This window comes from Salinarimonas rosea DSM 21201, from assembly GCF_000429045.1.
In the GTDB taxonomy this organism is placed as follows: Bacteria; Pseudomonadota; Alphaproteobacteria; order Rhizobiales; family Beijerinckiaceae; genus Salinarimonas; species Salinarimonas rosea.
This window is the reverse complement of sequence record NZ_AUBC01000027.1, coordinates 28,120-47,289: the sequence shown is the minus strand read 5'-3', so window position 1 is coordinate 47,289 and position 19,170 is coordinate 28,120. Positions and strand designations below refer to the sequence as shown.

Here is a 19,170-nt window from a genome sequence, read left to right as displayed (position 1 = left end):
CGGCCCGGCGGATGGGCTCAGCCCAGGCCGCGCGAGGGGAAGGCGAAGTCCAGCGTGCGGGCGTTGAGGAAGGCCTGCTCGTTGAAGCGCAGGAAGCGCATCGTGTTCTCGCGCGAGGCGAAGTAGGACTGCCAGAGACGGCGCATGTAGTCGTCGCCGTTGTCGTACATGTCCTGCACCATCTCGCCCGCGGCCTTGCCGAGGCCTTCCAGCACCTCGCGGTTGAGGCGCAGGAACTCGACGCCGTGCTCGAGGCGCAGCGTCTCCATGGTGCGGCCGGAGCCGTAGTCGTACTCGACCTTCATGTCCTCGTGCATCTGCCAGCACGCGACCTTGATGATCTCCTGGAGGTCGGCGGGAAGCTCCTGGTACTTGGCGCGGTTGACCATCATCTGCATCATGCCACCCGGCTCCTGCACGCCGGGGCCGTAGGAGATCTTGCAGACCTGCTGGAACCCCAGCGCGAGGTCGTTGAGCGGGCCGATGAACTCGGCCGCGTCGATGGCGCCGGACTGGAGCGCGGCGAAGATCTCGCCGCCCGGCAGCAGCACCGCCGAGCCGCCGACGCGCTGGATCAGGTCGCCGCCGAGACCCGGGATGCGCATCTTCAGGCCCTGGAAGTCGGCCATCGAGTTGATCTCGCGCTTGAACCAGCCGAAGGACTGGGCCGAGGTCTGGCCGGCCGGGAAGGCGACGATGCCGTACTTCGCGTTGAGCTCGTCCCACAGCTCGGCCCCGCCGCCGAAGGCGATCCAGGCGAACTGCTCCTGCGCCGTCATCCCGAAGGGCACGGCGAAGAAGATCGAGAAGGCCGGGTCCTTGCCGTGATGGTAGAACGAGGCGTCGTGGCCCATCTCGGCCGTGCCGTCCATCACCGCGTCCATGCAGCGCAGCGCCGGCACGAGCTCGCCCGCGGCGAAGGTCGTGATGTGCAGGCGCCCGCCCGACATCGTGTTGATGCGCTCGACGAGCCGGTCGACGCCGGTGCCGGCGCCGGGCAGGCCCTTCGGCCACGACGTGACGAGCCGCCACTCGATGCGCTCCTGCGCGATGGCCGGGGCCGCGAGCGTGCTCGCCGCCGCGGCGCCGCCGGCGAGCGCGGCCCCCTTGAGAAACTGACGACGTTCCATGTGACTCTCCTCCGCAAGGCATGCGCGACCGCGTCGCGACGAGGCGACGGCTCGGATTTTTACTGAAAGGAGCCGTTCTTATTCGTCTATTTCACGCGGCCGCGATGGTATAGTTCCACTCCGTTACCGAAGATAACCCTTCTATACGTTTTCTTACGCAGGTAAAGTCCCCTATTTATACTTGGAACGGTCGTGATTTCACCGCAACGCTTCGCCCGGCGCCGCCACCCGCGGCCGGACGGCGAGGGCCGAGTGCCTGGCGAGCCGAGTGCCCGGCGCGCCGAGTGCCCGGCGAGCCAAGTGCCTGGCGCATCGGAGGAACGCGCGATTGCGGTCGAGCGGGGTCGCGAAACGTTAACCATCGTGCGTTACCGTCATGGCGCGAAGGAGCCCGCCGCCCCATGACCGTCGACCGCTCGACCCTGGCCGATCTCGACGGCGTCCTCGCCGCCCGCGACGCCGCGGAACGGGGACGCGCGGCGGAGCGCCTGGCGGAACTCTTCCTGGCGCGCGCACCGGGCCTGTCGGAGGATCACGTCGCGCTGTTCGACGACGTGCTCGAGAAGCTCGTCGGCGACATCACCTTCCGCACCCGCGTGGCGCTGTCCGAGCGCTTCGCCGATTGCCCGAACGCCCCGCGCAAGGTGGTGTTCGCCTTCGGCAGCGACGACGAGATCCGCGTCGCCGGGCCGGTGCTCGAGCGCTCGTCGCGCCTCGACGTCGACGCGCTCCTCGCCATCGCCCGCGCCAAGGGCCAGGAGCACCTCTGCGCCATCGCCAAGCGCCCGAGCGTGCCCGAGGTCGTCACCGACGTCCTGCTCGACCGCGGCGGGCGGCGCGCCGTCGCGACGGCGGCCGGCAACCCCGGCGCCGCCTTCAGCGCGGACGGGGCCGCGATCCTCGTCGCGCGCGCACAGAGCGACGACGCGCTGGTGCGCGCGCTCGCGGCGCGCGACGACGCCTTCGCCGGGCGCATCGCCGCGCTGGTCGCGAAGGCCCGCACGCGCGTGCGCGACACGCTCGCCCGGGAGACCGGGGCCGATCCGGAGCTGATCGATGCGCTGGTCTCGCGTGTCGGCGACGAGATCGCGGAGAAGGGCGACAAGCGCACGCTGCTCGGCCAGTTCGCCGAGCCGATGGCGGCGATGCAGGAGCGCGCGGCCGAGACCGGGCTCGCCGAGATCGACGCGCTCGGCGCCCTCCTCGACGGACGGCCGGCGGAGGCGCTGTGCGTCATCGCCATCCTGCAGGGCGTGCCCGTGGAGTTCGTGGCGCGCGCCTTCCACGCCTCGACCTACGCGCCGATCCTCGTGATCGCCCGCGCCTGCGACTTCCGCTGGAAGACGGTGCACCACCTCATCCACGCCAAGCTCGGCCGCGCCCTCCCCGAGGTCCTCGCCGAGGACGCCCGCGCCACCTTCGAGCGGCTCGGCCCCGCCACGGCCCGACGCGTGCTGCGCGCGGCGCTGGCGAAGGAGCGGGGGCTGAGGCACTAGGGCCGGTACGGACCGGAACAGGCTCTGTCTCCGCTCGCCGGAGGCACCCGGGCCTGGATGGCACCCACCCCGCGCACGCCACGACGGGCCGGCCGCTGGCTCGCGGCCGACCCGTTCCGTCCGACAGGGCAGCGCTTCAGGCCGCGCGAATGCCGCCGAGGAACGTCTCGATCTCCCGGCCCAGGCTCGTCGCCTGGGCGTTGAGGGCGCCCGCCGCCTGCAGCACCTGAGCCGAGGCCGCGCCCGCGCTCGCGGCAGCCTGCGAGACCCCGGCGATGTTGGACGCGACTTCCTCGGTGCCGTGGGAGGCCTCGTCGACGTTGCGTGCGATCTCGCCGGTGGCGCTGTTCTGCTCCTCGACGGCCGCGGCGATGGCCGAGGCGATCTCGTTCATCTGCAGGATCGTCGCGCTCACGGCCTCGATCGCGCCGCCGGCCTGGGCCGTCGCCTGCTGGACCGCCGCGATCTGCTGCCCGATCTCGTCCGTCGCCTTGGCCGTCTGGTCGGCGAGCCCCTTCACCTCCGCGGCGACGACGGCGAAGCCCTTGCCGGCCTCGCCGGCACGAGCCGCCTCGATCGTGGCGTTGAGCGCGAGGAGGTTGGTCTGGCCCGCGATCGTCTGGATGAGCTCGACGACGTCGCCGATCTTCTGCGCCGTGCGCGACAACGTGTCCATCGTCGTCCGGGTGCCCTGCGCCTGCTCCACGGCCTGCATGGCGATGCCGCGCGAGCGGCTCACCTGGCCCGCCACCTCCTGCAGCGAGACGGACATCTCCTGCGTCGCGGCGGCGACGGTCTGGACGTTGCTCGCCGTCTGCGTCGCGGCGCTGGCGCTCGCCGCGGCCTGACGCTCCGCCTCCTCGGCGACCGCGCTCATGCTGCCGGCAGAGGCGTCGAGCTGGCCCGAGGCGGATGCGACGGTCGCCAGGGCCTGGCGCGCGACGCCCTCGAAATGCGCGATCAGGCCGTCGACGCGATCGGCACGGCGGCGTTTGGCGTCCTCCTCGGCGGCCCGTTCCGCCGCGAGGCGCTCGCGCTCGATGCCGCTGCGCTTGAACACGTCGACCGCCCGCGCCATGTCGCCGAGCTCGTCCGTGCGCGCCTGACCGGCGACCTCGGCGGTGAGATCGCCTTCGGCGAGGCGGTTCATCGTCTGCGTCATACGGCGCAGCGGGTTGCTCACCTGCACGAGGACGAGGCCGACGGCCAGGGCGACGACCGCCACCAGGCCCACCGCCGTGGCCACGAGCGTCCAGCGGAACGTCGAGGCGAAGGCCGCCTCGGCATCCGCGGCGACGGTCTTCAGGTCCTGGCGCTGCCTCTGGGTAACGGCCTCGAGAGCCGCGTCGATGCTCCCGAAGAGCTCCGACGTCTCGCCCTGCACGAGGGCGAGCGCGGCCTCGGCACGCCCCGCTTCGGCATGCGCGCGCGTGCCTTCGACCGCAGCGACATAGCGCGGCAGGGTCCTGCCGATCGCGTCCGTGTTCTCGGATACATAGAGGTCGACGAGGCGATCGAAGCGACGCCGGAAGTCGGCGATCTCCGTCTCGCTCCCGGCGCCGAGCGTCCGCAGCCGCGCCGGGTCGGTCGTGTTCGCCGTCTCGATCGCGATCGACTGGATACGGGTGAGGTTCTCGGCGACACGAGCGGCGAGGTAGAGGCTCTCCGCATCGTTGGCGATGACGCGCTGCGTGAGCGCGTTCTGCTCCCCCATCTCCGAAAGAGAGTTCCAGCTCGAGCCGATCGCGAAGAGCGCCAGCATCAGAACGGGTATCAGCAGCTTGTGGAGGATCTTCAGTGTGTACATGTCCGCGCCTCGGTCGAGCCATCGTCGAAGTGTCGACACAATCGGCTCGGGCCGTTAACGGAAGCATTCGTCGCCAGACCGCAGGCTCGGAAATCACGTTGCAGATCCGCCCTACTCGAGCGGCAGAATTCGAATGCGCTTGCAAGTGAAATCTTAAAGGTTTTTCTTCAGATTGTGTTTGCTGATATAATCCTAATTGCTCCCAGAGCACGGATAACGTGCCCTCGATAAGAAAATGCACGACTCGAATGTCGACGAGGCAACGCGCAGCGCCGCGTCGGCTCGACCGGAAATCGGACGGCGTGGCCGTGTCGGAAAGAGCCGATGCTCGGGCGGCGCGCCCGGTTGTAGCGGGAGCCGCCGTCACAGCGCGCGGGAGTCCGCCCGGGCAGCGCGGAGGGTTGCGCATCGCGCGTCGCTCGGCAGCCGGACGGACATCGCCTCGCCGAGGTGGAAGATGCGGTTGCCCCAGCCGCTGCGCGCGCCGGAGGCGGCGATGTGGCCGCCGGCGTCGGGAACGAGGCCGCGACCCGGCATCGATGCGCATTGAGGAGAGTGGCGAGGCATGTTCGCATATGGTCCACTCTCGAGACGCGCGACTCTGGCTGAATAGCTTCAAGAGCCACGGGCGGACGTACCTCGAGAGGGCTGGCGTGGAATGCGGATTGTCAGCTGGAACGTCGCCCGCAAAGCGCTATGGCCGCACGCCTTTGCCCTCCGCCCGGCGATCGCCGTCCTGCAGGAGGCTCCGCCGGTGCCGACCGACGATCATCGGCTCCCGCATCGGCTGGAGGACTCTGCGCGTGGGATCGCGATCGCCTCCCTCTATCCGCTCACGGTCATCGCGGCTCCAGCGCCCTCCTGCCTTGCAGCACTTGTCCACGGCCCCGAGGGGAGCTTTGCCCTTGTCGCGATCTGCTCGCGGCGCCCGAAGAACGGCGGATCGTATAACGTCGTCAATCGTGCGGCGATCGAGTGGATTGCCGAGCGTCTCCCGAAATCGGGGAACGCGATATTCGCTGGAGACTTCAACGCATCCGCCGCCTTCGACCACAGGTATCCAGCGCTGTCTCACTCCACCAATGTCGCACACTTGGCGAAGCTTGGATTTTCCTCATCACTGCACGCGGCTGCCGGCATTCAGCACGGCGCAGAGCCGATGCGTTACATCACATTCCGGCGCGTGCAGCGGGGCAAGCTCCAGGCGTTCACGATCGACCATGTATTCTCGCGCGGCTTCGTGATCGAGGCAGCTCTCGTGGGCGATGCGCGAGGCTCTGACCATTCCCCGGTGATTGTCGATCTCGGTTACTAGGCGTCGCCGCCGGCGTGCCGCTCCTGTTCGAGCACTGGAGGGATTGGCACCCGGAAGGCCCGGTCGGCCCCGGCGAAACGACCTCTCACACGCTCGCGCGGGTTCCCAACGACATCGCCCACGAGATCGTCGACGCCGGCGCGCCGCGCCGGCTCTTCGGCGAGCCGAACCGGCCCGCACCCTGCGCGGCCATCGGCCGCGGCAAGACGGGCGCGGCAAGACGGGCGCGCCGGCGATCGGCACGCTCTCGAGCCCTCCGGCGCCGTCGAGGCGCTCGCCGGCGGCGTCGACCCCGGCCAGCTCGCGGCGAAGATGGCGAACCAGATCCAGGACGCCCGCGCGCTCCAGGCGACCTATCTCCCCGTCGATCCGGTCCTCGTCCGCGCAGCCGACGAGGCCCGCCGCCGCGGGCGCGCCATCCTGCGCGCGAACACCGGTCGAACGGTAAGTCTAAACGCGCCCACCAAGGCCGTCTAAACGGAATGGCACGGGGCGCGCTAGGTACCTGAAATCACTGGTGCCGGCTGTCGGACTCGAACCGACGACCTACCGCTTACAAGGCGGTTGCTCTACCAGCTGAGCTAAGCCGGCATGCGCGGCGGGCCCCTGGCCGGTAGCAGCGCGCGCAAGCGGTAGCAGCCGGCATGCGTCCGCGCAAGCGTGTGCGCGCCGGGAGAGAGCCCGCCGGCGAGCGTCACGGTCGCGGCTCGGACGAGCCCCGCCCCGATCCGTCGCGGGCATCGTTCCCTCCCCCCGGGTGCGGACGCGGCGCCGGCGACGCGAAAACCCCGGCCGCGGGGCGGCCGGGGCGCGCACGCGTGACTGGAGACGCGGGCGATCTCGGAAAGGCGCGAGGCTCGACGTCCTCGGCACGCTCACTTGCGGCCGAAGGTCAGCCCGGCGAAGCGGTTGTTGAAGCGCGAGACGCGGCCGCCGCGGTCGAGCAGCGCCTGCGACGCGCCGGTCCAGGCCGGGTGCGTCTTCGGGTCGATGTCGAGCGGGAGGGTGTCGCCCTCCTTGCCGTAGGTGGAACGCGTCTGGTACGTCGTCCCATCCGTCATCTGGACGGTGATGAAGTGGTAATCCGGATGGTTGGTGGCGGCCTTGGGCATAGATTGAACCTCCTCGCACCGTCGCCTGCGCGTCCCGCGTGACGACGACGGCTTGCGACGTTATGTCGAGCCAGTGACTGGGATCGCGGGGCTATACCCCAGCCGCGGAGCGAGTTCAAGCGAGGCGTGAGCGCCGAGGAACGGGATCATCATGGCGGACGAGATCGGGGGCGCGGGGCGCAAGCGGGGAGCGGACGGGCTCGCGCCCGGGACGAGCGGGCGCGCCAACCTCAGCGCGCTCAGGCCCCTCGTCGGCTTCGCCGCGCGCTACAAGGGGCGGATCGCCGCAGCGCTGATCGCCCTCGTCGTGGCCTCGGTCGCGACGCTCGCGGTGCCGCTCGCGGTGCGCCGGGTGATCGACCACGGCTTCTCGGACGCGCAGGGCGACCTGATCAGCGCCTATTTCGGCATGCTCGTCGTCGTCGTCGGCTTCCTCGCGCTCGGCTCGGCGCTGCGCTACTACTTCGTGATCACGCTCGGCGAGCGGGTCGTGGCGGACGTGCGCGCCGCCGTGTTCGAGCGGCTGACCACCCTCGATCCCGCCTTCTTCGACGCCAGCCGCGCGGGCGAGCTCGTCTCGCGGCTCACCGCCGACACGACGCAGGTGAAGGCCGCCTTCGGCGCCTCGATCTCGATCGCGCTGCGCAACGCCGTGCTCCTCGTGGGCGCGATCGCGCTGATGATCTGGACGAGCCCCAAGCTCTCCGCCCTCGTCCTCGTCGCGCTGCCGCTCATCGTCGTGCCGATCATCGTCTCGGGCCGCAAGGTGCGCCGGCGCTCGCGCATCGCCCAGGACAAGCTCGCCGACGCCTCCGCCTTCGCCGCCGAGGCGGTGGGCTCCGTGCGCACGATGCAGGCCTTCGGCATGGAGCGCGAGACCGCCCGGCGCTTCGCGCATGCGGCGGAGGAGGCCTACGACGCCGCGCGGATCTCGGTGCGCGCGCGCGCGATGCTCACCGGGGCCGCGATCTTCCTCGTCTCGGCGAGCGTCGTCGGCGTGCTCTGGTACGGCGCGCAGGCGGTGCTGGCCGGCACGATGACGGGCGGGACGCTCGGGCAGTTCGTGCTCTACGCCGTGTTCGCGGCCTCCGCGATGGGGCAGCTGTCGGAGGTCTACGGCGAGCTCGCCCAGGCGGCGGGCTCGGCGGAGCGGCTCGGCGAGATCCTCGAGGCGCTGCCCGGGGTGACGGCGCCCGAGCGCCCCCGCGCGCTCCCCGAGCCGCCTCTCGGCTCCGTCGCCTTCGAGGACGTGCGCTTCCACTATCCCACCCGCACGGAGGCACCGGCGCTGGAGGGCGTCTCCTTCGCCCTGCGGCCGGGCGAGCGGGTGGCGCTCGTCGGCCCGTCGGGATCGGGCAAGTCGACCGTGCTGCAGCTGATCCTGCGCTTCTACGACCCGGAGGGCGGGCGCGTGAGCGTCGACGGCGTGCCGCTCACCGAGGCCGATCCCGTCGCCCTGCGCCGACGGCTCGCGCTCGTGCCGCAGGAGCCGACGATCTTCGGCGTGAGCGTGCTCGACAACATCCGCTACGGCCGCCCCGACGCGACCGAGGCGCAGGTGCGCGAAGCGGCGCGGCTGGCGAGCGCCGACGTCTTCGTCGAGGCGCTGCCCGACGGCTACGCCACCCTCGTCGGCGAGCGCGGGGTCACGCTGTCCGGCGGCCAGCGCCAGCGCATCGCCATCGCCCGCGCCATCCTCAAGGATGCGCCGATCCTGCTCCTCGACGAGGCGACGAGCGCGCTCGACGCCGAGAGCGAGCACGCGGTGCAGGAGGCGCTCGACCGACTGATGGAGGGCCGCACCACCCTCGTCATCGCCCACCGCCTCGCCACCGTGCGCTCCGCCGACCGGATCCTGGTGATGGATGCCGGCCGGATCGTCGAGGAAGGCGATCACGACGGGCTCGTCGCCCGCGGCGGCCTCTACGCCCGCCTCGCCCGGCTGCAGTTCTCGGACGCGCAGGACCGGCGCTCGCAGGCGGCGGAATAGGACGTCGCGCGGCGAACGCTGTCACCCCGGGTCGCGAAGCGGGCCCGGGGCCCGGATCCACAGGGGTGTGATCGGCGTGCGCGGGAGCGCGCGCGTCCTTGGGCGCCGATGGAGGCGTCTTCCGCCGCGGCGTCGGCACGCCGCTCTTCGAGGCTCCGGAGGATCCGGGTCCCGGATCGGCTTCGCCGTCCGGGACGACATCGCAGACAGCGAAACGGCGGCGGGCCCGGGAGCCCGCCGCCGTTCGTGTGGTCTCGCGAAAGCGGCCGGTGCGGCGCCTCACTTCATCGTGCCGTCGGCGTTGAACTGATCGAGATAGGCGATCAGGTCGGCGACCTGCTGATCGTTGCGCAGGCCGGCGAACGCCATCCGCGTCCCGGGCGTCACGCCACGGGGGTCCTTGATGTAGACCGCGAAGTTCTCGTGGTCCCAGACCTTGTCGAGGGTCTCGTAGGCGGGCGAGTAGCGGAAGCCTTCGACGGAGCCGGCCTCGCGGCCGAACAGGCCGTTGAGCTGCGGTCCGACGCGGTTCTGGGCGTTCTCGCCGACCATGTGGCAGGCGCTGCAGAGACGGAACACTCGCTCACCGGCGGCCGCGTCCTGGGCCTGGGCGGAACCGATACCGCCGAGCATCAGGAACGACGCGGCAACGAGGGCGATCTTACGCATGGGCTGGTTTCCTCTCTTCGGGCGGGTGGGTCGAGCTTGGAGCTGATCCAGCTTAGCCTTTATAGCGCGCCTCATCCTGAAGCGAAGATGAATGCGCCGTTGCGTCTTTCGACGGAGCCGATTCCTGGGAACGGAAGATGAAAGCCCACGAGGCCGATGCGATCCGTGGCCAGCCGGTCGAGCAGGGCGAGGCGCGTGGCGATCGCCTGCTCGCGGTCGAGGTCCGTGCCCAGCGGCCAGTCCGGTTTCTGGAAGGAGATCAGCGCGTTGGTGAGCGCGTCCCCGCCCACGAGCAGCTGGCTGCCGCCGCTCTCGACGAGCACCGAGGCGTGGCCGGGCGTGTGCCCCGGCGTGGCGACGTACCGCACCCCCGGCGCGAGCTCGGCCGCGTCGCCCGCCGGCTCCAGCGAATCGCCGAGCGTGCCGATCACCCGCGCGGCACCGAGCGCGAGGCCCTTCAGCCAATCCGGCGCGGTCTCCGGTGTCGCGGGATCGGTCCAGAAGGCGTGCTCCGTCTCGCCCATGACGTGGCGGGCGTTCGGGAACCGCGGCCCCTCCTCGAAATCGTCGACGGCACCCCAGAGGTGGTCGGCGTGGCCGTGGGTGAAGACGACGTCCGTCACGTCCTCGGGTGCGACGCCGATCTCCAGGAGCGCGTCCGTCAGCCGCCCCGCCGTCGCCTGGAAGGTCGGGCCGGAGCCCGCATCGACGAGGATGCGCCGCTCGCCGACCTCGATCAGGACGACGTTGGTCTGGTTCACGAATTCCCGCGGCGGCTCCATGCCGTTCGCACGGAACAGGGCGTCGAGGTCGGCGTCGTCCGTCTCCGGCAGCGTGAAGGAGACGGGCAGCGCCACGGTCCCGTCCGAGACGACGCGCACGCGGATGTCGCCGATGGCGAGCGTGTCGCTCGCCCGGGCGCGGGCCAGGCGCACGCCCATCGGCGCGCCGGCGAGGCCGAGCGCGGCGGAACCCACGAGCGGGGCGGCCGCGAGCAGCGCCCGGCGGGTGGTCCCGCCGGGCTCGGTCGTTCCGTGCGGGCTCATCCGAAGATGTCCGCGGCGATGCCTTCGTACCAGCCGATGTTCTCGGCCTGGGTCTGACGGCGCAGGTCGTCGTCCTCGTCGAGCTGCGAGACGAAGGTCTCGGTGGCTGTGATCTTGCCGTCCACGGCCTCGTAGCGCCCGCCGACCTTCACCGCGTCGTCGTCGGCGATCAGGCTCCAGCAGGTATTGGCGTAGCGCGCCGGGAACTGGCGCGAGCCGGTGAGCGCGGCGCGGATGGCGTTCGCGGCCACCTTGGCCTGGGAATTCGCCGAGAAGCCGGATTTCGGCATGTCGCCGGCGATGGTCGCGTCACCGAGCACGGTGATGCTCTCGTCGACCGCCGAGCGCATGGTCTCGGCCAGGATCGGGCAATAGCCGGTCTCGTTCGTCAGGCCCGCGGACACCGCGATGGCGCCGGCGCGCTGGGCGGGGATGACGTTGATGAGATCGGCGTCGTAGGGACCGAACCCGGTCTCGACGGTCATCGACGCGGCGTCCACCGCGCCGATGCCGCCGTGGATGTTCGGATCCTGCCACTCGACCATGCCGGTGTAGTAGCGCTGCCAGCCGGCGGCGAAGAGCGCCTGCTTGGAGAAGCTCGGCTTCGGGTCGAGGATGAGGATGCGCGAGCGGGTGTGGCCCTTGGCCTTGAGCACGTGCGCCATCATCGAGACGCGCTCGTAGGGGCCGGGCGGGCAGCGGTAGGGGTTGGGCGGCGCGATCATGACGATCTGCGCGCCGTCCTCGAGCGCGTCGAGCTGCGCCTTGAGCAGCTGCGTCTGCGGGCCGGCGAGCCAGGCGTGGGGCAGCGTCTCCGCCACCTCCTCCGAGTAGCCCTCGACCGAGTCGTAGATCAGGTCGATGCCCGGGGCGACCACGAGGTGGTCGTAGGCGAGGTCCGAGCCGTCGCCGAGGCGCACGGTCTTCGCCTCGCGGTCGATGGCGCTCGCCGCCTGGCGCACGTGCGCGACGCCGTAGGCCTCGGTCAGTTGCTCGTAGCCGTGGTTGATCTCGTCCCAGCCCTTGAAATCGCCGAGATAGAGATTGGAGTGGAAGCAGGTGGCGAAACGCTCCTTCGGCTCCACCAGCGTGACCTCCACCGCGCCCTGCGAATCGCGGGCGACGTACTTGGCGAGCGTGGCCCCGCCCGGCCCGCCGCCGATCACCACGAGGCGCGGACGCGCTCCCTGGGCGATCGCGGGTGCGGCCATGCCGAACGGCAGGGAGCCGGCGGCGGCCGCCACGGCCCCGGCCTTGATGACGCCTCGACGGGTGAACGACATGTCGGATCCTCCCAGCACGGCCCTCGAGCCGAATTACACGGAAATCTGTGTGTTAATCACACATTATGCATCCTATCTCGTATTTTTCTCGGCGCCAGGGCCCAGCTCGGCGAAATAGGCCGCCAGCGCCGCGAGCTCCTCGTCGCCGTACCGTCCCGCGATCGTGCGCATGACCTGGTTGTCGCGCGCCCCCTCCCGGTAGAGGCGCATGACGTGCACGAAGCTCTCCACCGGCCAGCCGACGATGGGCGGGATGCCGTCGAAGGCCCCGCTCTCCTGGTGGCAGGTCACGCATTCGCCGGCGAGGAAGGCGCCGTACTCCGCGTCCCCGGCGAGCTCCTGGGCCTGCGCCGCCGGCACGAGCCATGCGGCCGCGGCGAGAGCCGCGACCGGCACGATCAGGCTGGGAACGAGGGAACGCATGGGCGCAGCTTCCATCAGCTCGACGGGCGGAGCAAGCCCGAAACCACCGATGCGCGGGCGGATCGGCGCCCGCGCATCAATCCACGGTCGGGCCCTGCCCCGGCTCGGGCGTCACGTCGAGGGCGCGCGCGCGCATGACGATCTCCGCCTCGCCCGTCGCGCAGCCCTCCATGCAGGGCTCCCGCCAGAAGTGCGCCTCCGCCGTCTCGCGATCGTCGGGGAAGAAGTTCGGCTGGTTCTCGAGCTCGATCTCGGCGAAGTTCTCGTGGCTGAGCTCGAGCTCCTCGTCGAGGACGACGTCGTTGAGCCACAGCACGTAGGCGGTCACCGCGTAGAGCTCGTCGGGCGTGAGCGACTGCGCGTTGCCGTAGGGCATGGCGCGGTTGATGTAGTCGATCAGCGTCGAGGCGTAGGGCCAGTACGAGCCGACGGTCTTCGACGGGTCGTGCGACGCGAGCGTGCCGGCACCACCCGCCAGCTGCGGCCAGCGTCCGGCGCCCTCGCCGAAGTCGCCGTGGCAGACGGCGCATTGCGCGATGTAGACCTCCTCGCCTTCCCGCGCCGTGCCGCGGCCCTCCGGCAGGCCGAGCCCGTCCGGGCGCACGTCGATGTCCCAGCCGGCGATCTCCTCGGCGCTCGCCGCGCGCCCGAGGCCGAGCCCGGTCGGCAGCTCCGGGAAGGCGCCGTCCGTCACGCCGTCCGTCGCCTCGGCGGCGCGCGTCTCGGTGGCCAGCGTCGGCGCCGGCAGGAGCGCGCCGGCAGCCAGCACGCTCGCCCCGGCAAGGAGCGCGGCCAGCGCGAGGGGGCGCATCTCACGAAACCTCGACATTCTCGACCTCCCCGCCGGCCATCACGTGCCAGGTCTGGATCCCGTTGTTGTGGTAGATCGAGTTGAGGCCGCGCACGGCCCGCAGCTCGTTCTTGGTCGGCTGCACGTAGCCCGTCTCGTCGACCGCACGCGACTGCAGCAGCAGCGGCGAGCCGTCCCAGTCGAGCTCGTAGTAGAAGCGCGTCAGCGCCTTGCCCCAGACCGGCCCGTCGAGCCGCGCACGCCGCCAGTTGCGCCCGCCGTCCAGCGAGACGTCGACGGCGGCGATCTTGCCGCGCCCCGACCAGGCGAGGCCCGAGATCACCGTGAAGCCGCTCGCGTGGTTGACCGGCGCCTGCGGGCTCGGGCTCGTGATCACGGACTTGGCGTCCATCACGAAGGTGAACTTGCGCGCGCTGCCGTCCTCGAGCAGGTCTGTGTATTTCGAGGTTTCCTCGCGCTGGTACCAGGGCTGGTCGCCGACCTCGATGCGACGCAGCCACTTCACCCACATGTTCGCCTCCCAGCCGGGGACGACCATGCGCACGGGATAGCCGTTCTCCGGGCGCAGCATCTCGCCGTTCATGCGGTAGGCGACGAGGCAGTCGTCGAGCGCCTTCTCGATGGGCAGCGAGCGGGTCATGCCCGACGCGTCGGCCCCTTCGAGCAGCAGCCACTTGCCGGTGGGCTTCACGCCGGCCTCGGCGAGCAGCACGCGCAGCGGCACGCCGGTATACATCACGCTGTGGATCATGCCGTGGGTGAACTGGCAGCCGTTGAGCTGCGCGCCACGCCATTCCATGCCGGAATTCGCCGCGCATTCGGCGAAGTAGGCCCGGTTGACCCGCGGCATGCGCTTGATGTCGTCCAGCGTGAAGACGAGCTCCTTGTCGACGAGCCCGTGCAGGATCAGCCGGTAGTCCTGCGGGTTCAGCTCGGCGATGCCGCCGTGGTGGCGCTCGAAGCACAGGCCGTTGGGGGTGATCGGCCCGTCGAGCTCGTGCAGCGGGGTGAAGCTGACCGACGATTCCCGCGAGGCGGTGAGCCATTCCACGTCGCGGCGGATCACGTGGCTCTCGTGCTCGGAGGGCCGGCCGTAGGCGCGCACGGCGACGCCGTCGCCGAGATAGCGCGACCAGTCGGGCACGTTCGGCGGGAGGTTCGCGGGATTGCCCGCGGCGGTCTCGGCGGCGGCGCGCCCGCCCATCAGCGCGGCGCCGCCGGCGGCGAGCCCCGCGCGCAGGAAGGTCCGGCGCGAGGCTCCCGGCCCCGCTCTCCCGTTCCTGCCGGCTTCGTCCTTCGACATCGGTCTCGTTCCCTCGGTGATGATCGTCTCTTCGTCTCGGCGTCGGGGCCCGTTCGGCGTCAGGCGCCCGTGACGCGCACCGTCTCGGTCTCCCTCGGCGCGACCGTGCCCGCCTCGCGGATGTGCGCGGCGACGAGGTCCCAGATCGGCGGGCCCTGCGTGCCCTCGTTCACGCTCGCCCAGCCCGAGACGACGTATTCGCGCTCGGCCTCGAGCGCCTCGCCCGTGCGCATGAGCGTCAGGTCGGAGATGCGCGACCCCATCGGCGCGGAGACGTCGATGGCGTAGGCGATGCCGCCGACGCGAACCATGTCGCCTCCCTGCTGGTAGTAGGGGTCCGGGTTGAAGAGGTTGTCGGCGACGTCCTCCAGCACCTCCTTCAGCCGCGCGCCCGTCATCGTTGTGCGATAGGTCTCGGGATAGGTCATGGCGGTTGCGTTGGTGACGTCCTCCATGGTGATCTCGGCCCCGGGCAGGACGGACGCCCCCCAGCGGAAGCCGGGGGAGAGCGCGATCTCGGCGTCGCGCCGCGTGAGCATCGCCTCGCAGATCACGTCGTCGAACGTGCCGTTGAAGTTGCCGCGCCGGTAGAGGAGGCCCTCCGTGCGGCCGAGCACCTCGGATAGCGTCGCCTCGTAGGGCGCGCGGACCTCGGCGATCCTCGCAGCCATCGCCGGATCGGGCGCGATGACGTCCGAGAAGACCGGGATGAGCCTGTAGCCGAAGCCCTTCACCTCGCCGCCGGACACGTCGAGGTCGAGGCGCGAGACGAACTTGCCGTGCGAGCCCGACGCGATGACGAGCGTCTTGCCGACCATCACCGGCTCCGGCAGCGCGTCGTGGGTGTGGGCGGTCAGCACGACGTCGATGCCGGGCACGCGGGAGGCGAGCTTGCGGTCGACGTCGAAGCCGTTGTGCGACAGGAGGACGACCACGTCCGCCCCCTGGGCCCGGGCGTCCTCGACGCTCGCGGCGACCTCCGCCTCGCGGATGCCGAAGGACCAGGACGGCATCATCCAGCGCGGGTTGGCGATGGGCGTATAGGGGAAGGCCTGGCCGATCACGGCGACCTTCACGCCCGCGCGCTCGACCATCGTCATCGCGTCGAAGACGGGCTCGTCCCAGTCCGTATCGCGGATGTTGCCGCCGAGGAACGGGAAGCCGAGCCGGGAGACGAGCTCGTTCACCCGCTCCTCCCCGAGCGTGAACTCCCAGTGGCCGACCATCGCGTCGGGGCGCAGCAGCGCCATGCAGGCGACCATGTCCTCGCCCCGGGTCTGGAGCGAGGTCCAGGAGTTCTGCCAGGTGTCGCCGCCGTCGAGGAGGAGCGTGTTGCCCTCCCCGCGCTCGGCGCGGATGGCATCGACGACCGTCGCCACCCGGTCGAGCCCGCCCATGCGGCCGTAGGCCCGCGCCAGGGCGGCGAAGTCGTCGTAGGTGAGCGCGTGCGCCATCGGCGAGCCCGGCGCGATCGCGTACATGTCGAGCAGCGCGCGCCCGGTGACGTGGGGCACGAGGCCCTTCACCTCGGCCACCCCGAGGTTGGTCGACGGCTCGCGGAAGTGGATCGGCACGAGCTGGGCGTGGATGTCGGTGACGTGGACGATGGAGAGGCGCCCCACCGGGTCCATCGCCAAGAGCTCGTCCTGGGTCAGGCTCTGCTGCGCGAAGGCGCGCGACCAGTGCGCGGTCGGCAGGATCGCCGCCGTGGCCGCCGCCATCTGCAGGAAGTCGCGTCTCGTGGGCATGGCGATGACCTCGTTCGGGCGATGCGTGTGGGCACGGATCGCCGTTCGCGCGCCGGGGGCCCGGCGGGCGGCGATCGTCGCGCGGGGGAGCGGCAGCGCGCTCCCCGTCGCCGGGCTGCGTCAGTTGACGACGACGTCCTCGGTCGCCGTGATCTCGGTGCCGTCGTCGTCGATCCAGGTGAAGGTCAGCGTGCCCGAGCGGGGCGGCGCGACGTTGAACTGGAAATACGGGTTCGCCGAGACCGCGGGCTCGATGTCGCAGGAGAACACCGGCTCCCCTTCGAACTCGCACTTGAAGGTGTTGATGATCTTGCGCGGGATGACGTTGCCGTCGCCGTCGCGGCGCTGGCCGGATTCCATGATGTGCGAGACGAGGGTCTTCACCTCGATGGTCTCGCCGGCCGAGATCTCGTTGCGGTCGAGACGGATGCGGGGACGCGGGGTCGCCATGGCTCGTGCTCCTCGGGGTCGATGCGTGGGAAGGTCGAGGCTCGAAGTCGGCGCGGGCGTCAGCCGCCGCAGCCGCCGATCGTGACCTTCACCTCCTTCTTGTCCATGAACACCGAGCCGTCGCTCATCTTGGCGACAGCGATGACGTTCTGCGTGCCCGCGAGACGGATGCGCGTGTTCGCCTGGGCGCGGCCCGACAGCGGCGAGAAGTGGAAGGTCGCGACGCCAGGGCGGGGGTTCCCGTCGGCGACGACCAGCACCTCGGCGACGTAGTCGTCCGCGGTCATCGGGCTGTCGACCCACACGTCCATCGGCACCGTGTTGCCGTTCTCGGCGATCTCGGGGACGTCGAGCGTGACGCGCCCCATCGTCGGCTCGGCGCCGCCGGTGAACTCCAGGATGGTGGCGGCGGCGTCTTCCGCCGCGGCCAGCGCGGGGGCGGAAGCGCCCGCCATGCCGCTCGCCGCCGCGACCGCTCCGACGCCCGCGAGGAGCGCCTGACGGCGGTTGAGGACCAGGTTCATCGCATATCTCTCCCTCGGTCGCGGCCGCCGGCTCGCCGACGGTGCGTGTGGTCTCGCGCACCCGGCGCGCACGGGTGCACGCCAGGATACGTCCGTCGCTGGGGATCGAAAAGCGGCTCGCCTCTCACGAGCGTGCGAGCGCCCTCGGCTCCCTCCCCGGCTCGCCTCGCCGGTCGGCCCCGCTGGACCGCCTGGACGGGCGAACACATTCATTTTTTTCGATGCTGTCCGATGCGAGCCGATGCGTCAATCGGAATCTTTCCAGATCGGAGCTTCCCATCGCATTTTTTGCATGTAACATGCGTGGAAGGACGGTGGGCTCCGAGCCGATCCACGACAACAACCATCGGGCGCGTACGACCGGAACGAGGCTCGGGAGGAAACGGCCTTGCACAAGCTCATGACCCTGGCGCTGGCGGGATCGCTGGCGGCCGCATTCACACTATCCTTGGTCGCACCGCCGGCCGGCGCGCAGACCGAGGAGGAGACCCAGCGCGGTCTCGAACGCTTCCGCCAGATGCTGCGGGAGGACCCGTGGTCGAACCCGGCGCTGCTCGACGCCGACCGCGGCGAGATGCTGTGGGCGACGCCCGCCGGCCCGAGCAACGCCACGCTGGAGGATTGCGATCTCGGCCTCGGGCCGGGCGTGGTGGACGGCGCCTTCGCGCAGCTGCCGCGGTGGTTCGAGGACGCGGGGCGCGTCATGGACGTCGAGACCCGCATCCTGTGGTGCATGCAGGAGCTCCAGGGCTTCGATGTCGCCGAATACGTGAAGAAGCCGCATCCGTCGGGCGGGCAGCCGGTGAAGGACGTCGGCGCGATCGCCACGTGGATCGCCAACCGCTCCGAGGGCGAGGCCTTCGCGCCGGCGCTCGACGACGAGGCCGGACGGCAGGCGGTCGCCATGGGCGAGGCGCTGTTCAACCGCCGCTCGGGCCCGTTCGACTTCTCCTGCGCCACCTGCCATGCGGCGAGCGGCCAGCGGATCCGCCTGCAGGAGCTGCCCTACCTGTCCGACCCGGCCGAGGCGCAGGTCGTCGTCGGCGAGTGGCCCGCCTACCGCGTGTCCTCGACGCACGTGATGACGATGCAGCACCGCATGTACGACTGCTATTGGCAGATGCGCATGCCCAAGCTCGAGATGGGCTCGGAGGCGTCCGTGGCGCTGATCTCCTATCTCGTCGACAAGGCCGCCGGCGGCGACGTCGCCGCGCCCGGCATCAAGCGCTGAGGGAGGCGGTCATGCACAACGAGATCCAGCGTCCGTTCTCGCGGACCTTCGCCGCTGCCGCCCTCGGCGCGGCGCTCCTCGCCGCCGGGCTCGCTCCCGGCGCCCTCGCCCAGGACGCGGGGCCGACGCAGGCCCAGGTCGACGCCGTCGTCGAGGCCGCCTTCCCGGGCATCGACGCGGAGTGGGCCGCCCGGCTCACGCCCGACGAGACGATGCGTCAGTGCAACCAGTTCGGCAACATGCCGCCCGACGACGTCTTCGAGGAGATCCGCACCCGCGCGGCGAGCACGATCGTCTATCCCGACGACGGCGTGCTGATGGGCTCGTGGGAGAACGGCGAGAAGCTCGCCCAGTCCGGCTACGGCATGCGCTTCTCCGACTACCCGCCGCGGCGGGAGAGCGGCGGCAACTGCTACGCCTGCCACCAGCTCACGCCGCAGGAGGTCTCCTACGGCACGCTCGGCCCCAGCCTGATGGGCTACGGCAAGCTCTACGACTTCTCGGAGGAGGCGGTGAAGGCGGCCTACGAGAAGATCTACAATCCGCACGTCGCGCTGCCCTGCTCGATGATGCCGCGCTTCGGCGCGAACGCGGTCCTGACGATCGACCAGATCAAGGACATCGTCGCCCTGCTGATGGACCCGGCCTCCCCGGTCAACCAGTGACGCCCCCGCTCCCGCCCCAACCGGGCGGGAGCGGCCCCGAGCGCCCACGACCGGCCCTCCCGGGTGCCGTCGGCTTCGCCGCCGACGGCGGCGAAGCTCCCGCCCCCTCGGGGCGGGGACGATCCGCGCAGCGGATCGGGGGCGGGGTCCCGTTGCTCGACTCGTGC

The 19,170-nt window shown here is 70.9% G+C and carries 18 protein-coding genes and 1 tRNA gene; 6 read left to right on the top strand and 13 right to left on the bottom strand.

Features of this window, described 5'->3' with window-relative positions:
* Window positions 1–17: 17 nt before the first annotated feature.
* Window positions 18–1,130 carry a TRAP transporter substrate-binding protein gene (locus G407_RS0118140; RefSeq protein WP_029031972.1) on the bottom strand — a complete coding sequence of 371 codons (1,113 nt, stop codon included), beginning with the start codon at window positions 1,128–1,130 and terminating at the stop codon, window positions 18–20.
* A gap of 401 nt (window positions 1,131–1,531) precedes the next feature.
* On the opposite strand from G407_RS0118140, the gene G407_RS0118135 reads away from it, so the two are divergent.
* A complete protein-coding gene (locus G407_RS0118135; protein WP_029031971.1) occupies window positions 1,532–2,626 on the top strand; it encodes a DUF2336 domain-containing protein in 1,095 nt (364 codons plus the stop codon).
* Between the two features lie 136 nt (window positions 2,627–2,762).
* On the opposite strand, the gene G407_RS0118130 is transcribed toward G407_RS0118135, so the two are convergent.
* A complete protein-coding gene (locus G407_RS0118130) occupies window positions 2,763–4,433 on the bottom strand; it encodes a methyl-accepting chemotaxis protein (protein ID WP_029031970.1) in 1,671 nt (556 codons plus the stop codon).
* 658 nt (window positions 4,434–5,091) lie between these two features.
* Here G407_RS0118130 and G407_RS0118120 point away from each other — a divergent pair.
* Window positions 5,092–5,748: an endonuclease/exonuclease/phosphatase family protein gene (locus G407_RS0118120; RefSeq protein WP_029031969.1), complete on the top strand. Its 657-nt coding sequence runs from the start codon at window positions 5,092–5,094 to the stop codon at window positions 5,746–5,748.
* Window positions 5,749–6,060: 312 nt separating this feature from the next.
* Entirely contained in the window at window positions 6,061–6,225 is a 165-nt protein-coding gene (locus G407_RS31845; RefSeq protein WP_156917628.1) for a hypothetical protein, read from the top strand.
* Window positions 6,226–6,263: 38 nt separating this feature from the next.
* Here G407_RS31845 and G407_RS0118110 read toward each other — a convergent pair.
* Together G407_RS0118110 and rpmE are read right to left on the bottom strand one after the other, a co-directional pair.
* Window positions 6,264–6,339 (bottom strand) — tRNA-Thr (locus tag G407_RS0118110).
* A 284-nt stretch (window positions 6,340–6,623) separates the two neighbouring features.
* The gene (rpmE, locus tag G407_RS0118105) at window positions 6,624–6,860 is read right to left on the bottom strand and encodes a 50S ribosomal protein L31 (RefSeq protein ID WP_029031968.1); all 237 of its coding nucleotides are present in this window, start codon (window positions 6,858–6,860) and stop codon (window positions 6,624–6,626) included.
* 151 nt (window positions 6,861–7,011) lie between these two features.
* On the opposite strand from rpmE, the gene G407_RS28500 reads away from it, so the two are divergent.
* On the top strand, window positions 7,012–8,850 hold the full coding sequence (locus G407_RS28500; protein ID WP_043540135.1) for an ABC transporter transmembrane domain-containing protein: 1,839 nt from the start codon (window positions 7,012–7,014) through the stop codon (window positions 8,848–8,850).
* 279 nt (window positions 8,851–9,129) lie between these two features.
* Here G407_RS28500 and G407_RS0118095 read toward each other — a convergent pair whose 3' ends face one another.
* The 9 genes from G407_RS0118095 to soxY form a co-directional block, all read right to left on the bottom strand.
* Entirely contained in the window at window positions 9,130–9,519 is a 390-nt protein-coding gene (locus G407_RS0118095; protein ID WP_029031967.1) for a c-type cytochrome, read from the bottom strand.
* Window positions 9,520–9,590: 71 nt separating this feature from the next.
* The gene (locus tag G407_RS0118090) at window positions 9,591–10,565 is read right to left on the bottom strand and encodes an MBL fold metallo-hydrolase (RefSeq protein WP_029031966.1); all 975 of its coding nucleotides are present in this window, start codon (window positions 10,563–10,565) and stop codon (window positions 9,591–9,593) included.
* Window positions 10,562–11,848, bottom strand: coding sequence for an NAD(P)/FAD-dependent oxidoreductase (locus G407_RS0118085; protein ID WP_029031965.1), 1,287 nt, complete (start codon window positions 11,846–11,848; stop codon window positions 10,562–10,564). The genes G407_RS0118090 and G407_RS0118085 overlap by 4 nt, the downstream gene beginning before the upstream one ends.
* A 72-nt stretch (window positions 11,849–11,920) precedes the next feature.
* The gene (locus tag G407_RS28495; RefSeq protein ID WP_052341538.1) at window positions 11,921–12,271 is read right to left on the bottom strand and encodes a c-type cytochrome; all 351 of its coding nucleotides are present in this window, start codon (window positions 12,269–12,271) and stop codon (window positions 11,921–11,923) included.
* A 76-nt stretch (window positions 12,272–12,347) separates the two neighbouring features.
* Window positions 12,348–13,100: a c-type cytochrome gene (locus G407_RS0118075; RefSeq protein WP_029031964.1), complete on the bottom strand. Its 753-nt coding sequence runs from the start codon at window positions 13,098–13,100 to the stop codon at window positions 12,348–12,350.
* A complete protein-coding gene (gene soxC / locus G407_RS0118070) occupies window positions 13,084–14,385 on the bottom strand; it encodes a sulfite dehydrogenase (protein WP_029031963.1) in 1,302 nt (433 codons plus the stop codon). Before soxC ends, G407_RS0118075 begins: the two co-directional genes overlap by 17 nt.
* A 59-nt stretch (window positions 14,386–14,444) precedes the next feature.
* Window positions 14,445–16,133 carry a thiosulfohydrolase SoxB gene (gene soxB / locus G407_RS0118065; RefSeq protein ID WP_029031962.1) on the bottom strand — a complete coding sequence of 563 codons (1,689 nt, stop codon included), beginning with the start codon at window positions 16,131–16,133 and terminating at the stop codon, window positions 14,445–14,447.
* A 120-nt stretch (window positions 16,134–16,253) separates the two neighbouring features.
* Entirely contained in the window at window positions 16,254–16,583 is a 330-nt protein-coding gene (gene soxZ, locus G407_RS0118060) for a thiosulfate oxidation carrier complex protein SoxZ (RefSeq protein ID WP_029031961.1), read from the bottom strand.
* A gap of 59 nt (window positions 16,584–16,642) precedes the next feature.
* Entirely contained in the window at window positions 16,643–17,107 is a 465-nt protein-coding gene (soxY, locus tag G407_RS0118055) for a thiosulfate oxidation carrier protein SoxY (RefSeq protein ID WP_043540134.1), read from the bottom strand.
* Window positions 17,108–17,495: 388 nt separating this feature from the next.
* Here soxY and soxA point away from each other — a divergent pair, with 388 nt between their 5' ends.
* On the top strand, window positions 17,496–18,338 hold the full coding sequence (soxA, locus tag G407_RS0118050) for a sulfur oxidation c-type cytochrome SoxA (RefSeq protein WP_245259122.1): 843 nt from the start codon (window positions 17,496–17,498) through the stop codon (window positions 18,336–18,338).
* A gap of 11 nt (window positions 18,339–18,349) precedes the next feature.
* Complete coding sequence (gene soxX, locus G407_RS0118045; RefSeq protein ID WP_043540133.1) at window positions 18,350–19,003, top strand: sulfur oxidation c-type cytochrome SoxX; 654 nt, start codon at window positions 18,350–18,352, stop codon at window positions 19,001–19,003.
* The last annotated feature ends 167 nt before the right edge of the window (window positions 19,004–19,170 follow it).